This window comes from Wolbachia endosymbiont (group B) of Sphaerophoria taeniata, assembly GCF_947179355.1.
Taxonomy (GTDB): domain Bacteria; phylum Pseudomonadota; class Alphaproteobacteria; order Rickettsiales; family Anaplasmataceae; genus Wolbachia.
The window spans coordinates 310221-326645 of record NZ_CAMXAW010000003.1; the positions used below are offsets into that span (position 1 = coordinate 310221).

Consider the following 16425-nt stretch of genomic DNA (forward strand, 5'->3'; position numbering starts at 1 on the left):
TCACTTTTGCTCTATGATTATCTTTTTAGATCACCTTGTCTACCTTATTCTGCCACTCCGCTGAACGGATACAATTTGTTAATTTGAGATTTTATTAGTATAGGAATCTTATTTCGATTTAAATAAAATCCCTGTTTTGATTGTTTATTAATCCGCAACCTTACATCCCCATTTTTCCAAGCAAGCATCTTATTTATTCCAGATTTTTCTTTACAATTATCTTCATTTACAAATCCTAAGTATTCATCTTCTGAAGAAGATATTGCAATCTTGCATATTCTATACCCTACCCAATTCCCTAGATATGGATCAGTATCGTCTTTTTCGTGAAGCTTGAACTCTCCTTTGACATATTCCCATGGAGCTTTTGCATCACCTACCTTTTTTAGAAAGAGTACGTCCTGATCAAAGTTTATAATGGTCCTTGTATGAAATGTTGTTAAGCTTGTGTCCCATAATAGTTTTTCTGTGATGCTAAAATGCTCTTTATCCTTTTGCATATTTTGAAATGATACGATTATCACATCTGCTCCAACTTCTCTTCCATAGTTAACATATTGACTAGCACGCCCATGTTTGGCTGTGAATGATGACTTACCTATTAACAGAAAGTCATTAAATAACGCATTATATATAGTCTGTGCACTGTAAGCTGTACCGACGTAAACCGGCTGTTTGTTGGATGAAGGGTACTTTTCTGGTGCAAGATGAGTATACGAGCTCTTTAATAAATAGTGAAAAGTGCAACTGGTAAGCAAGAAGGGCAAACCAATCAATAATAAAACTTCTGTTAATCTCTTTGGCATTTTACTGCTTATATTTTGAATATAGTATCTTATTTTTTTAAATATTTCATTAAAAGCCACACTTCTTGTTAAAATTTCAGAAGAAAAAACGATCTAATTGGAGTAAGAGGCCGGGACCGGAATTGAACCGGTATAAAAGGATTTGCAGTCCTCCGCATAAGCCATTCTGCCACCCAGCCGTTTTTTATGCATAGATATCCATTATATCTTTTAGCATAGATAAAGCATCCTCTCTTTTTCTTTGAAAAGTGTTACGCCCGATAATTGAACCATTACCACCGCCTTGCTTAATTTCTTTCGCTTCATTGCATATGTCATTCACTGATTTTGACTCGCCACCAGAAAAAACTACTATTCTTTTCCCTGCAAAACAAGATCTTTTAACATATTCAATTCTTTTAGATAATGACTCAATATTTTCTGTTTCTATTTTCTCCCTTTCCAAATAGTTAATTGGAAGTTTTACTTTGATTATATTAGCGCCAAGTAAAGCTGCTATGTGCGCAGCATAGGCAATAACATCAACTGCTGTTTCGCCTTCTTTGGAAATTCCTTCACCGCGTGGATAAGACCATAGCACTACGGCAAGGCCGCAAGACTTAGCCTCAGCTATAATTTCGCGAGCTTCTTCCATCATATCGAAGCACTTAGCAGAACCAGGATATATAGTAAACCCAACAGCTACGCAACCCAAACGCAGCGCATCTTTTACAGAAGCAGTTATTGCTTGATCAGAAGTTAAGTTTTTCGAGTGCAAGGAGTTAGCACTATTAAGCTTCAAAATAAGTGGTAGCATTCCAGCATAAGTTGAAGCACCAGCTTCGATCATACCAAGCGGAGCAGCGTACGCGCTTACTCCCGAATCAACTGCAAGCTGAAAATGATAATGCGGATCGTAAGCATTAGGGTTAACTTCAAAACTTTTTATTGGCCCATGCTCAAATCCTTGATCTACAGGGAGAATTACTAACTTGCCAGTTCCACTAAGTTTTCCATGCATAAGAATACGAGCAAGATTTGCTTTTACCCCAGGATTTTCACTTTCGTAATAATCTAGAATTCGGTTTACTTCTTTACTCATTAACACCTTCAAGTTTGCTTAAAGTGTAGCAAAAACCATAGTTGAAGCAAAGATCTTTTTATGCTCTTGTTCCTACACCTATATTTAAAGGTGTAACTTTAGGATCGGTGGTGTGCTGCTGTGGTTTTTCTTGAATTAAATCTTCAAAATACATTTTAACAATAGGAAGAATGAGTGGCATAAGCACTAATTTGTAGTCATACCATGCAAATTTTTCCTTGTAGCTAAATTCTGTGTCTTCTTCATATAAACGCTGAATGCAGTGTTCGCTATATAATTCAGAAGCTTTCGTAAAAGTTCTAAGTAAAGCAATAAGTAATAAATCCAATGCCAAATTAACTATCAGCATTGTTCCATATTGAACAGGACAGCCATTTTGTGCAATTTCCGATGCTAAACTGCACACAGCAAACGCTGCTGCCATACATATCACATAATTATCAGCAGCAATAAGTAGATTGTATCTTCTATTTAACCTATCTAGATTTTCCTCTTGTGAGCCTCTTTGTTTACTTGCTGCATAGATAATACTACAAAAGGATATAATAAATAACCATGGCCAAACTCCGATGCTGAATGCATAAAATTTATAAGCAATATTTTGCACTTTGCCACTGTTAGCAAGCTGCGATAAGCAATATTTGACTTTATGCGACGGACCAAGTACCACATTTGCTAATATAAAAAATAAACATGCTCTATTCACAGCTTTCTCTCTACGCAATAGAATCTCATTGATTCTCCTTTGTTTTTCCTGCACTTCTCGCTGTAATGTTATAGATATGCCAGCTGCTTTTAAGTCGTTAAGATATTTCTCTAGCTTATCTTTATCTGCACTAAGTTTTTTAAACTTTTCTTCAGCTATTTTTTTCTCTTTCTCTCCTACTACTTTATCAGGGTGACATTTTAATGAAGCTCTTCTAAAGTGCCGCTCAACTAACTTAAGTACATCATCAAACTCCTGGCTTATTACTTCTTCTGCTTTTATTCCCAGCCTTGAAAATAAGTTCTGTAAATCTTGATTACTGTAATATTGATTTCTGGTTAAACTTGCCACTATAGCCTCATTAAAAAATAGTGACTATACTACAAATTTAATACTCAAGCAAGAATTTAAACTATATCAAAAGCAATTTCTTGTTTATCCATATAAATCCTTAATTTCTTTCCTTTGATTAATTGACGATTCAGCATTTCTTCAGCCAAATGACTTTTTATCTCTTTTTCAATCAACCTCTCTATCGGACGTGCTCCCATTTCTTTGCTGTAGCCAGTTTGTGCAAGATAAAACTTTACTTCCTCTTCGACTGAGCAACTTATGCCCTTTTGCATAAGTTGCTTTTTCAATTCTTGAACAAATTTATCCACAATATACAAAATGACATCTAAATTGAGGTCAGAAAAAGAAATGACTGCATCCAAGCGATTACGAAATTCAGGGCTAAAAATCCGTTCTACTGCTTTTTCGCTATCACCAATATTAAAGTCCTTATACCCAAAGCCAATAGAACTTTTGCTACGCTCAAATGCACCTGCATTGGTTGTCATAATTAAAATTGTATTGGAAAAATTAACTTTACGCCCGTAAGTATCTGTAACATAACCATAATCCATGACTTGTAGTAATATATTGTAAATATCACTATGAGCTTTCTCAATTTCATCAAGAAGTACCACACTATATTGATTGTTAGATACAGATTCTGTAAGCAATCCACCTTGGTCGTAACCCACATATCCAGGAGGGGAACCAATCATTCTAGATATTGTGTGAGGTTCCATATACTCGGACATATCAAATCGTATAAGGTTCATACCCATATTCTGTGCTAATTTCTTTGCAAGCTCAGTCTTACCTACGCCAGTTGGTCCTGCAAAAAGATAATTTGCCAAGGGTTTACTGTAACTTCTTAGACCAGATTTAGCAATTTTAATAGAATTAACAAGAGACTCTATCGCTTGCTCTTGACCAAAAATGGCTTTCTTGAGATTTTCTTTCAAAGATTTTACTCTTTGCACATCATCAAGCTCGCAAGGTACGTTTGTAATCCTAGTGATAGTATTCTTAATATCTCTACTGTTTATAATTTTTCGCCTGTTTTTTTGTAACTTACAATACGCCCCTGCTTCATCTATAACATCAACTGCTTTATCAGGTAATATTCGCCCAGTAATATACTTGTGTGAAAGTTCAGCTGCAGATTTAATGGCATGTTTCGTGTAATATACCCCATGATACCTTTCATAGTAATGCTTTATACCATCTAGTATCTTTACTGTATCATTAATAGAAGACTCTTTTACATTAATTTTTTGAAACCTCCTTGCTAATGCTTTATCCTTTTCAAAGCTATTGCTATATTCTCTATATGTAGTTGCACCTATACAACGCAACGCACCTCTTGCAAGTGCAGGTTTGAGCAGATTGCCAGCATCAAGAAAGCTGCCACTTGTTGAACCTGCTCCAATAATAGTGTGTATTTCATCAATGAAAAGAATAGCGCCAGGTTTTGCCTCAATTACTTTTATTATAGATTTTATTCTCTCTTCGAAGTCACCTCTATAGCGTGTTCCTGCAAGAAGTGATCCTAAATCCAAAGCATAAATTATGCTGGATCTCAGTGCACTCGGAACACTACCTTCAATAATTTTCAATACCAAGCCTTCAACTATTGTTGTTTTACCAACACCTGGTTCTCCGACATATAAAGGGTTATTTTTTCTGCGTCTTAGCAAGATTTCTATAGTGCGATTTAATTCATAATCACGACCAATGACATAATCTATTTTTTTGCTTCTTGCATAATCATTTAAATTTCTACAATAATTTTGTAGAACTTCTTCATCTTTTAATAATTCACCTTTATTTGCTACAGTAGAGATATCGTTATTCTTATCAAGTTTTATCTTGCGATTAGTTACATATTCTTCTATATCACCTGAATATTTTATATTGGATATGTTATAAATCAAATTAGAATCCTTTGCATTCTGTTTGCGTAATAGCTCTTCAATATATAAATCTTGCTCAGACAGAATCTCTAATAGAATACTTGCTCCATTTATTTCTTTTCTTCCCAGACGATGAGCTCGTATCATGGCTTTATGTATTATGCGTTGAAATAGCACATCAGGCTCAACTTTATTGACAGTTAATTCGGAGTTGTCTTGTAAAAAACCTTTTGTATTATTACCACGATCATTCCTTAATATAATATTATCTATATTTATGATTTCACCAGCTCTGATGTTACATCTTGATAAAACATAATTTACATCCACATCTTTGGTTAATGCTAGCAACAAATGTTCCACTTTTGCATATTTAAGCTTACAATCAGAAGCAATCTGTAACGCTCTATTTAAACTTGCCTCTAAATTTTTAGAAATCATCTATTCTCTTTAAAAGTGTAAATTTATATATAATTAGTAGCACACAATTATTAAAAAAACTGAAATCTAGCAGCTCGTTGTAGCCAAATTGAATTAAGCTACAGATTATAGTCCACACAGCCTAACATTATACCGTTGTGATAATCTCAAAACGTTATAAGCAGCAGAATTAAGATTATCAAATTGTAGGTAAATCTAATTTGGGCTAGCTATATATTCTTTCTACCATCCTCCAATCACTTCACTTTGCAGCAAGTTTACTGGAGCTTTTAAAGAATAGAAGAATAGTTAAGTACATTAATACGCTTTTTCTAGTACTCTGCTTTTCTTCTTAAATACATTGATCTTTTTTCTACCGTATTTAGCCTTTAACGTACTTGGCCTTTTAAAGATCTTTTTGCTGTTACGTTTTTGAGATTGCATACTACAATCAAAATTTGGCTCTCCTTCTTTATCTGCTAGTGAAGGCAGTCTTCTCTTATCTTGAGGTGTAACAAAAGATAATGCAAATCCTTCAGCTCCCGCACGTGCAGTTCTACCTATACGATGAACATAATCAGCTTGCGATTGTGGTACATCATAATTGATAACATGTTGAATGTGCGGAATATCAAGGCCGCGAGAAGCAACATCTGTTGCAACCATGATTTGATTGCGGCCACGACGAAAAGAATCAATGACTCTTTCACGCTTGTGCTGCCTTAAATCACCATGAATTGCCAAAGCGCTATAGTCATCTTTGTGCAATTTGTCAGCTAGCTGATCCGCTCCTCGCTTTGTTTTAACAAAAATAATGATCGATCCTTTGCGCTGACATAATTGTGTAACAAGCTTGCCATATTTTTCTGATTCTGATGCATAAACAACTTCTTGTTTAATTTTTACAGAAGTTGTAGCCTGGCAATCAACAGAAACACGCTCTGGTTGATTAAGATATTTTTCAGTAAGTTTTACTATTTCTCCAGGAAGAGTTGCAGAAAACATAAGATTTTGCCTTATTTTAGGCAAATGCTTCATAATTTCTTCAATCTGAATTCCAAAGCCCATATCAAACATACGATCCGTCTCATCAAGCACAAGAATACCAACATTCCGAGTAACTAAAGTTTTACGCTCAATATGGTCTATAATACGACCAGGAGTACCTATTATAATTTGTGGTTTTTTCTGAAGCTGATTTAGCTGCCTAAAAATAGGCTCGCCTCCGATCAACAAAGCAACTCTTAGTAAAGAACTTTGAGATAAGAGTTTTCTTATCTCACTTGTTACCTGATGAGCAAGCTCTCTGGTTGGCACGATGACTAAAGCTGAACCAATGCTTGGCTCATTCATCAATTTAGCAACCAGTGGAATAGCAAACGCTAAGGTTTTTCCAGTTCCCGTTTGAGCAGACCCAAGAATATCTTTGCCCTGAAGAGCTAGAGGAATCGCTTGCACCTGAATCGGGGTTGGAACACAAAGATTATTTTTACTTAGAGCTTGCCTAAGCAAAGTTGGAAGCCCCATTTCATGAAAATTACTCACAATACATTACCCTATTAAAAAGCTTCACGATAGACTAATCTTCCAATCTTAAATTTATTGCAGACTTTTTATTTTCTCCGTTCCTACCACGCTCTTCTTTAAGCTCATAACTTACTCTTTCCCCTTTCATTCCTCCCTTTTTATCCTCTCCTCGAAGTGCATCAGGTCTTATTCCTGAACGTTCTAATGTACTAACATGTAAAAAAACGTCCTCACCTTTACCTTCTGGCTTAATGAAACCATAGCCTTTTTCAACATTAAACCATTTTATATTACCAAATTCCATATGGATAACTCCTAAACTACTAACTAATATTATTAATGTGATGAAAAACTTTGAAATTACGATTTAGAATGCTTTAAGCTTAGTTACTGCAACTAAACTTCTATACTCCATAGTCTATTCTTAACATTACATAGTAATATTACACAATTATTGTACTTAATGCAACTAAAATTTTTAATCACTAAGTGAACCTGCTACTGTCATTTCGCTAACTTTAATCGTTGGTGAATTAAACTGCCCACAGAAAGTTAGGTCATTTGCAACAACTAAATTGCTAAACATATTTTTCAAATTGTCGGCAACAGTAATCTCGTGTATTGGATACGTTATTTTACCATTTTCTATAAAAAATCCGCATTCACCTTGACTATAATCGCCATTGATTAAATTAACACCAAAACCAAATAAATCAGTTACATATATTCCTTCTTTTACTTCGTCAATTAATTCCTTAAACGATCTATTACCATTTTTGAAATAGAAATTACTAGCTGAAGGAATAATTGCAGCATTACTTGCACGAGTTGCATTTGCGGTCGTTTCCAAGTTTAATTTCCTAGCCGAATATAGATCTAAAATCCAGTTTTGCAGTACTCCATTTTTTACAAATTCATTTCTTCTGCTCATTATTCCTTCCCCGTCAAACGGTCTTGATGTTATACCCCTTGGTAACAATGGGTCATCAATAATGCTAATCTCAGTATTAAAAATTTGATTATTTAAACTATTTCTCAAAAAAGAGCTATTATTTACAATATTGCTACCATTTATGGCAGAAGCAAAGCTCTTTACTAGCTCTTTTGCTGCTCTTTTTTCAAAAACAACCGGAAATTTGCCTGTCCTGATTGTACATGAACCCAATTGATCTATTGCTCTTTTTGCTGCTTCTTTCCCTATTGACTCCGGTGTTTTTAAATCACTGAAGTTGCATGCTACATCGTAATCGTAGCCTATTTTCATTTCACTCTTTTCTCCAGCAACAACAGAAACCTGATTAACAAAAGTTGACTTACTAAATGAACCAACAAAACCAGAAACGGTTGATAATACTGTATTTACTGAAGTATGTGAAGATGAAGCTCCTTCGGAATTAATAATATTTTTATGTGCAAGAGCTGAATTTTCTGTAGCTTCAGTAATTTCTTTTAATTTATCAATTGTTACAACATTATTATCTGAGATATTTAAATCTGCAGAAGAGATATAATTACTGCCATCTACAGCAAAACTAATATAAGGATCTTCCTGGGCATTCTTTGCCATTTCCACCACTTGGCTCACTGCACTACTAAGATTATTCAAATCGTTTGTGGAAATATACGCAGCTTTGTTCTTACCTGCTATAGCTCTAATTCCGACAGTACAGTTTCTAGATTGTGATATTTGTTCAATTTTTGATAGACGCTGAGAAACCGAGGTCTTATTAGTTTCATATATTGTAACTTCTGCGTCTTGATTCTGCTTTTTTATTAGTTTAGTGATATCTGCTGCAATATTTAATATATTCATTTTTCATTCCTTGAGTTTCTATAAAGATTCTGCACCACCTATAACTTCAATCAAATCAGTTGTAATTGCTGCTTGACGAGAACGATTATAAAGTAATGCTAGTTTATTTAGCATTTCTTTTGTATTTCTGTTTGCTGATTCCATAGCAACCATCCTAGCACTATTTTCACTTGCTGCACTTTCAAGTAAAGCAGAATAAAGAGCAGCTGTAACATAATCTTGAGTCAAAGATTTTAAAATAAACTCAATATTTTGTGGTTCATACTCATAGCTGTAATCTGTTAGAGGACTAACTACAGAATTATCAATTAATAATGAGTCTTTACTCCATGGTTTTATTGTTTCTAATATTGGCTTTTGCATGAAGGTATTATAGAATTTACTGTAAAAAACCTTAACTTTATTGTATTTACTTAGATCTATATCACTAACCAAGGCTTCCACACGCTTTAGTGTGATTCCCTTACTATTTTCAACCTTCAAGATATTTTTAGAATTAAATCTATTTTTGCCTGTCTCAAAAGCTTTCTTACCAAAAAAAACAATGTCTACTTTCTTATCATTTGCAATTAATTTGTTTATATGCTCCTGACTGAATTTAACAACAGAGGAGTTAAAGCTGCCACATAAACCACGATCAGATGCAATAATAAATACTAGGAAAGAATCTTCATTATTGATATTTAGAATTCTTGCTAGTAACTCTTGATCCGCTGATAGCGCTAGTGAAGAAATAATGCTATGCAGCTTAGATATATGCAATTTTGAATTTGATAATTTCTTTTGGCTTTGTAATAATTTTGCTGCAGAAACCATTTGCATTATTTTCGTGGTTTTCTGCACAGACTTAATATTTTTAATTCTTAAGGATAATTCCTTTAAGCTCTTCATTTTGTATATAATTCTAATTTATTAAAATATATAACTGGTAATGTCTAAAAACAAGTTTTTTTGACATTGGAGTCAAACCTAACTAAGAAACTCACAGATTTACTGTTTTGAGATAAAGATTATATTAAAGCAATCTCGATGTAAAAGTATCACACCTTATGGAGTCTTATAATATAAGGTAAATACAATTAAGACTATTGCAACTTGAGCACTTATAATCCCATTGCTTTAGCTCTTTATTACAATCAGCACATTTCCAACCTGGATCAGGCACAGCTTCTGAGTCCATCCTGTTTAACCAATAAATTGCTTGATCATACTCTTGCAACATAATCTTGAGCTGTACCATAACAAGGTAGATTGATATGTAATTAGCTTTTTTCATAGCAATATCTAAATGCTGACTTGCAAGATCATATTTCCCTAAGCTAATTGAAGACAAAGCAAGCAAGCAATAACTAAAATAATAATCAGGGCGTAAGTTATATAGTCTTTCAGCGCCTTTATTATTTAACTTGATATACATTCTAGCTGATTGAGGAGTAGGATTTACTGTATACTCTTCCTCTAATACTGTGGAAGCTTTTCTGATTTTTTCAAGCTTGATATATAATTCTGCCTTTAAATAATTGATGGGCTGAAAAGTTGCATAATAACTTTGTGCTTTAGCTAAATAATCTATAGCTTTGTAAAAACTTCCTTTACTTTCGTATTGCTTTGCTAAAGCGCAATAAAAAACCGCTAACATCTTTTTACGATCAAAGGGAAGAAAAATATTGAATTTGATAGCTTCCTTTAACTTTGAAATTGCATTTATCCAATCTTCTTGCAATATACAATGCTCTATTTGAAAGGGAATAGACAAAATTTTATCATTAATTGAACTAGAGCAATATTCTATAAATTTTTGAAAGACTAACCTTTCTTGCTTTAGGTGAATAATCAGTTTATTTATCAGAAGTAGAGCTAAGTTGCGATTTTTACTTGCAATACTCGTTAAATTATGGCTGAAAAAGCTGTAATTTCCCGTTTTACCTGAATTAAAGAGCTTTACTAAAGATAATTTATCACTTTCTTCATTTAGATTTTTAATTAGCTTATTGGTGTTCTCTATATTACCTAAGTCTAAGCTAAAGAAAGCTTCAAAGAGAAGCAATTCTTCCCTACTTCTTCTTCTATTTTTTATGTTAGCAAATGTTGATGAAATAGAAGAACAAAAACGTGCAACTGCAATCAATAAAAATAATAAGACTACGCAAGCAAGAATAACGAAATATAGATCAATACTTATAGTGTAATTGCCTAATTCCAATTTTATTACTTCACCACTTACCTTGATCCATATGCCAAATAAAAACGAAAAAGCAAAAATTATAAAATAAATCATGAGATGTATTGTAATAAGTGACGATATATTATTGAAGTATTCTTGAAAGCTACAATAAAATCATTCAATTTATTAAGCCATGGTTTGAATTCTGGGTATGTTAAGTCACTTATTGCGGTGGCTATGCTCTGCCAATCATTATCGCTTATTAATTCTTCAATTTCCGCAAGCTTTAACCTGAGTGGATCACTACGATCATCTATCTTTATCCAATTTGAAATGATTTTTTTAAACAAGTTACTTTTATTGTAGTTAATAACAGTCATGTTCTTCTCAAAAGACAATTTCAACCCGCGTAAAGTATCTACCTCTTTCAAATTTTCCAATTCATTTACTGCATTTTCTATCTCTGGATCGTCAAGCTCTGATATCAAAGGCTTTATTGAATTTATATGATTATCAAACTTGGCTTCTCGCAATAACGAATTCTTCATCTTAATCACAAGTAGCAGCAACTTTGCGAGGTTCTTATGCCTTAAACTACCATCACCTTGCTCACATTGAGTGTGCAGATTTCTCTTTAAGTCAAATATCCTTTTCTCTACCCTAGATTGATTCACTTCAAGCAATACTCTAAGTTCATCCATCTTTTCCGTTAAACCATTTATACTATTTTCACTTTCTTGCTGATTTATTTTGAAAAATATTATGTTATTTATTGCAATATGGCTAACAAATAACAATATAATTAAGAACCAACCTATGCATTTTTTTCGAGTATCATTCATAACGTAATATCTCCGCTGGGTCTTGTGCAGCTGCCTGCAATGCAGGAGGAATTGTTGCTAAAAATGACAAGAACAATGCAAGTGCAGAAATGTTCACTACATCTTGAGAAACTAATATCACTGGCAAACTTGAAAAAAAGTATATCATAGGATCAAATAGCTTGATGTTGGTAATGTTTTCTAAAAACACTCTAATATTTTCAATGTTGAGAGAAAAAATAACTCCTATAACAGAGCCAAGACAAGTTCCTGTAAAACCAATTAATAGCCCACAAGCACAAAATATGCGCATAATGCTTCCACTTGTTGCACCAAACGTACGCATAATTGCAATTGCGGATTTCTTTTCTTGCACTATCATCATCAAACTTGAAACAATATTGAATGCTGCCACAACTATAATCAAAGTAAGAATTAAAAACATCACATTTCTTTCAGTTTTTAAAGCATTAACATAATGGCTTTGCTGAGATTGCCAACTTTCAGCTTTCATTCCTGTTTCTTCTACTATAGCATTTGCTAGCTTATTAGCCGCAGCAATATCGTCTATGAACACTTCTATATTTCTCACACTATCTTTATAATTAAAAAAAGCCTGAGCTGATTTCATGGGCATATACATCAAGGTATTGTCGTACTCAAACATACCCATATCAAATATTGCTACAACTTTATATTCTTTCATTTTTGGTATTTCACCAGACAGTGCGTCAAATCCTTCAGTTGATATAAGCATAATGTTATCACCATAATCAATATTCAAAGCTTCTGCTAATCTTGCCCCTATTATGATACCTTCATCGAATTTTTCCACGTTACCCATAATTACATTATTCTTAACGGTAGTGTTATTAAATAAGTCTTTAGCTGATACACCACGAACTACGCTACCCACAATTCCACCATTTGATGCAACGATCACTTGATCATTGGTCATAGAAGTAGCTTTTAATACACCTGGGATTTTCTCAATAGATTTTAACACTGCGTGGTAATCTGAATTTATGCTTCTATCAAAGTAAACATTAATATGGCCATTAATGCCAAGTACAGAGTCGAGCAGCTTTGCTCTGAACCCATTCATTACAGACATTACTACTATTAGCGTTGCAACTCCAAGAGCAATACCAATAATAGAAAACAAGGCCATTATAGAGCAAAATCTAGAATTCTTTGCTCGCAAATAGCGAATAGCCATAGTAAATTCAAAGGCAATAGACATTATACTAAGATTTAAATATCATACTTTTTATGCTTCATATAACTGTAATTTTTCCTTTACCTCAAATTAGGTTGTCTAAATTTAGCAAGCTTATAGAATATATTCAATATTCTATATTAAGACCTTCCATATATATCGTCCGATCTTACTATATCATTATCAGATAAAAACTTTCCTACCTGAAACTCAACTATCTCAAGAGGAAATCTTGTACTTTTATTCTCAATTTTATGAAACACCTTCCTTGGAATCTCTACTACATGATTTTTTGTTATAGCATATGTTTTGTCATCTAAACTCACGCATCCAACCCCTGATAGTATTATATGGTACTCATCTCTATAGTGGTGAAATTGCTTAGAAGTGCAGCTCAGTGGATTTATAAAAAGGTATTTTATAAGAAAATCCTTACCCATTAAAATCACACTATAAAATCCCCATGGCTTAATCTCTTTCCTTGTTGGCTTTGCTTCTTTAACTTTATTAATGAACAACATTAGGCTCTTATTTTGCCGTTTATAAACTCTACCTAATAAAATCTTTTCATCATTTTCTGTCATCAAAACTGGCTCTCTTCCTTTTGTTACATGCTGAAATGAAACTAAATTCTCACTAAATCTCTTACTCAGTTCTAAAACTGAACTCCAAGTACCAATATCCATCCAATCAAAATTAGCTTCTACCATTGCAATATTTTCTGCTTTTTCTATCACTAGGTGATCAATAGATGTATCACCCATTCCTGCACAATTTTGCTGTTCTAAATACAGAAATCTCTCTCGTGGTACAAAATGCTTCATACTTTCACAACATAAATTATAGAGAGTCGGAGCAATTTTTTTTATCTCATCTATATAGCGTTTTGCTCTAAACACAAATATTCCAGAGTTCCAATAATGATTATTGTCCAGCTCATATTCAGGCTTTTCTATAAAGCTCTTTACTATGTGATATTTCCCTTTCTGACCATATACTGCATTTATATAGCCGTATTCCGAATTGAATTCATGAGGCTTTATCCCAAAAGTGACTATAGAGTCAGTTTCAGAGGCTAGCTTAGACGCTTTCTCAATAGAAACATAAAAACTATTCAAATCACCTATAAAATGGTCTGAAGGCAGAACTAAGATTGTCTCGTTCCTATCGCAGAGAAGCACAGCAATTAGTATTGCTGCCGCTGTCCCAATTTTAACTGGTTCAAAAACTACTTTACATTCCTGTAATGCATGTAATTCCTGCATCAATAATGACTCATATTGTATATTTGTGGTAATGATGGGTGGCATATAATCGCCTTTTAGCCTCAACAAAGTGTTGTGAAACATAGTATTCTGACTAAATATTTTCTGAAATTGCTTTGGCTTAGATAGAGGCCAAAGTCTGCTGCCACTACCACCACACAGTATTACAGGGCGCATTTAATTAAGATATTAATTATTTGATTAATATCTTATACTAACGGCAAAATGCATGCAAGTTTTTATTGTGAGATGATTAAAGTAAAAAGTAATTTAAAGTGATGGTTGACTACGAGCGTGATGGAGTCCCTACATTTCGTGATGAGTCTTGTCTTCTTTCTATCTCTCTATCAATATGAGGAGTGTTGCTTTTTTGATTAACGGCTGCAGCTACTTTTTCATCAGTTTTGTTTTGCAACTTTTCCTTTAAGCTTTCTCCAACACCTAGTTCTCTAGATTTATCTATACTTTCACTATTTTTGCTCAACCCCTTCTCTAAGTTTTTTTCAATATCTGATTTTCTAGCGTTAAGCTCTTTCCATGTACCCGCTATGCTAAGTGGCTTATGATCCTTCTGCTTCGGCTTTGGCCTTTCCCCATTTGTAACAACATTAAAGTCGCTTTTTACTTCTTTCCAACATTCTTTCAATTGGTGTTTCCACATAGTAAGATAAGCATCACCATACTTTTTCTCATTTGCTACAAACAATAAAATTGGAGCCTTAAGTATGGTAGCTCCCATATTCACTAAATTTTTTACTGCCATTGCAGGGGTGAACAAAAGATAGCCAAAAGACTTTGCAATTGGGTTTTGTTCGCTTATTAAATACTCCCCTAACTTTATAGGAAGAGAGGTCAACAATTTAGTACAAACTTTAGCCAAGCTTGTAGCAAAAACGATAGAAACAGATATAAGACTTTTATCTAGCTCTAGATTACCATCCTGATCTCTAATTTCTGAAAAATGGGTGCTTAGCTTCTTGTAATCACTAGCGTATAGTAATTTTCCATTTCTTCCTTTTTCATCTCTATCTTTCTCATCAACTTCTCCCGTGTCATCATTGATGAAGCAACCTTTTTTAGCAAGAAAAGAAGAATTAGTTAATCTAAGTAACTTAGTATCAACCTCAAAGACCGGCAAGTGTTTTTCAAGATCTATTTTTGAAAACTTAAATGGCTTATAAAATTTACTATAATCATTAACCTCACGCCTACCTTTACTAACTAAAAAGTCAATAGTAAAGTAAGATTTTTTATCAATTTCCTTAACCAAGGCTAGATCAAATTTGTATTCATTATATATAAGCTGGTACTCTGGATTTCCGTCTTTATCTTTTACAAGCTTGTCATTTTTTTTTACAACTCTCCCAGAATCTACAATCTGATCATAATTTTTTGGATATTGACACTTTCGTCCATCCTCATATATCATTACCTTTCTAAGGTCTTTGACATAAACTTGAGACTCAGATGAACTAAATAGATCCTTCACCTTTAGCGTAAGGTCTATTCCCCACTTTTTCAATGTCTCTAACATATTGCTAAACCAAAATCGCTGTAGTTCAATAATAAAACTAGTACACTAATAATATATTAACATAGAACTGGCAACTTTACAAGAAAATATGCCTATAAAAGAAAAAAGTCGTAAAAGCAAGGACTATATAAGTAATGCTTGATAAGTATTTCATGCATGTAATTGTAAAAATCCTTAGAGGTACTCTGTCTATATAATCTTCACACACTACCTGCATTCCAAGAACTGCATGCCAAAAAATGCAAAACACCAGTATAACAAAAAACAAAAGCTCTAGTGGATGATTAATAGCCTGAAATAATTTTTCATTAAAAGATAAAGGGCTATCAACATAAAATGTGCAAGAAAATGAGTAAATAAACCAAGGAAATAAAAATAACAAAATCACCGCAGAAACACGCTGGATCCACCAATGATGTACTGAATTTACAGATTGACTCATATAAATATAAATAAAAAAGCCATAGTAGAAAGAAATAGCATTATTGTTAGTAATATAGCACTTTTTAAAACACTAGCAATTTCTAAATTAAGCCCAGCATCCCACAATAAATGACGAATACCATTAAGAAAATGATACATAAAGCTTACAAAGCATAAGATATAAGCTAATTTAGCAACAGGAGTGAACAATAATGCATTTAAGCACCTTACTATAATTAACTTAGGGGAGTAAACATATAATATAAAATACCAAGAAAGTATGATTAATAAAAGAAATAGCAAGATACCAGTCAATCTATGCATAATAGAAAAAAAACTAGTAACTTGTACTTTATATATTTGTAAATGTGGGGAAAGAGGCCTGTTACTCATAAAATTT

General features: G+C 33.3%; 15 protein-coding genes and 1 tRNA gene. All 16 read right to left on the minus strand.

From position 1 onward, the window contains the following. Positions 1 to 44 precede the first annotated feature (44 nt). Positions 45 to 806, minus strand: coding sequence for a hypothetical protein (locus tag ONG75_RS05380; RefSeq protein ID WP_264375959.1), 762 nt, complete (start codon positions 804 to 806; stop codon positions 45 to 47). A 107-nt stretch (positions 807 to 913) separates the two neighbouring features. Continuing rightward, positions 914 to 985, minus strand: a tRNA-Cys gene (locus tag ONG75_RS05385). 5 nt (positions 986 to 990) lie between these two features. Beyond that, positions 991 to 1887 carry a class I fructose-bisphosphate aldolase gene (locus ONG75_RS05390; protein WP_264375960.1) on the minus strand — a complete coding sequence of 299 codons (897 nt, stop codon included), beginning with the start codon at positions 1885 to 1887 and terminating at the stop codon, positions 991 to 993. A 58-nt stretch (positions 1888 to 1945) separates the two neighbouring features. Beyond that, a complete protein-coding gene (locus ONG75_RS05395) occupies positions 1946 to 2944 on the minus strand; it encodes a molecular chaperone DnaJ (RefSeq protein WP_264375961.1) in 999 nt (332 codons plus the stop codon). 56 nt (positions 2945 to 3000) lie between these two features. After that, positions 3001 to 5280 carry an AAA family ATPase gene (locus ONG75_RS05400; RefSeq protein ID WP_064085706.1) on the minus strand — a complete coding sequence of 760 codons (2280 nt, stop codon included), beginning with the start codon at positions 5278 to 5280 and terminating at the stop codon, positions 3001 to 3003. Between the two features lie 297 nt (positions 5281 to 5577). After that, a complete protein-coding gene (locus ONG75_RS05405) occupies positions 5578 to 6804 on the minus strand; it encodes a DEAD/DEAH box helicase (protein ID WP_264375962.1) in 1227 nt (408 codons plus the stop codon). A gap of 34 nt (positions 6805 to 6838) precedes the next feature. Continuing rightward, positions 6839 to 7090, minus strand: a complete 252-nt coding sequence (locus ONG75_RS05410) for a cold-shock protein (RefSeq protein WP_064085705.1) — start codon at positions 7088 to 7090, stop codon at positions 6839 to 6841. Between the two features lie 174 nt (positions 7091 to 7264). Next, positions 7265 to 8599 (minus strand): TldD/PmbA family protein, encoded by a 1335-nt coding sequence (locus ONG75_RS05415; protein ID WP_264375963.1) that lies wholly within the window; start codon positions 8597 to 8599, stop codon positions 7265 to 7267. Positions 8600 to 8617: 18 nt separating this feature from the next. Beyond that, positions 8618 to 9490 (minus strand): ATP synthase F1 subunit gamma, encoded by an 873-nt coding sequence (gene atpG / locus ONG75_RS05420; RefSeq protein WP_063630933.1) that lies wholly within the window; start codon positions 9488 to 9490, stop codon positions 8618 to 8620. A 166-nt stretch (positions 9491 to 9656) separates the two neighbouring features. Further along, positions 9657 to 10877, minus strand: coding sequence for a tetratricopeptide repeat protein (locus ONG75_RS05425; RefSeq protein WP_264375964.1), 1221 nt, complete (start codon positions 10875 to 10877; stop codon positions 9657 to 9659). Continuing rightward, on the minus strand, positions 10874 to 11605 hold the full coding sequence (locus tag ONG75_RS05430; RefSeq protein WP_226079284.1) for a hypothetical protein: 732 nt from the start codon (positions 11603 to 11605) through the stop codon (positions 10874 to 10876). Before ONG75_RS05430 ends, ONG75_RS05425 begins: the two co-directional genes overlap by 4 nt. After that, complete coding sequence (locus ONG75_RS05435; protein ID WP_264375965.1) at positions 11598 to 12827, minus strand: lipoprotein-releasing ABC transporter permease subunit; 1230 nt, start codon at positions 12825 to 12827, stop codon at positions 11598 to 11600. The genes ONG75_RS05430 and ONG75_RS05435 overlap by 8 nt, the downstream gene beginning before the upstream one ends. Before the next feature lie 116 nt (positions 12828 to 12943). Beyond that, a complete protein-coding gene (locus ONG75_RS05440; protein ID WP_264375966.1) occupies positions 12944 to 14245 on the minus strand; it encodes a sugar phosphate nucleotidyltransferase in 1302 nt (433 codons plus the stop codon). A gap of 109 nt (positions 14246 to 14354) precedes the next feature. Further along, positions 14355 to 15602 (minus strand): hypothetical protein, encoded by a 1248-nt coding sequence (locus tag ONG75_RS05445; protein ID WP_139686622.1) that lies wholly within the window; start codon positions 15600 to 15602, stop codon positions 14355 to 14357. A gap of 76 nt (positions 15603 to 15678) precedes the next feature. After that, positions 15679 to 16044 carry a succinate dehydrogenase, hydrophobic membrane anchor protein gene (gene sdhD, locus ONG75_RS05450; RefSeq protein WP_064085698.1) on the minus strand — a complete coding sequence of 122 codons (366 nt, stop codon included), beginning with the start codon at positions 16042 to 16044 and terminating at the stop codon, positions 15679 to 15681. Next, on the minus strand, positions 16041 to 16418 hold the full coding sequence (sdhC, locus tag ONG75_RS05455) for a succinate dehydrogenase, cytochrome b556 subunit (RefSeq protein ID WP_010407125.1): 378 nt from the start codon (positions 16416 to 16418) through the stop codon (positions 16041 to 16043). The genes sdhD and sdhC overlap by 4 nt, the downstream gene beginning before the upstream one ends. Between the last annotated feature and the right edge of the window lie 7 nt (positions 16419 to 16425).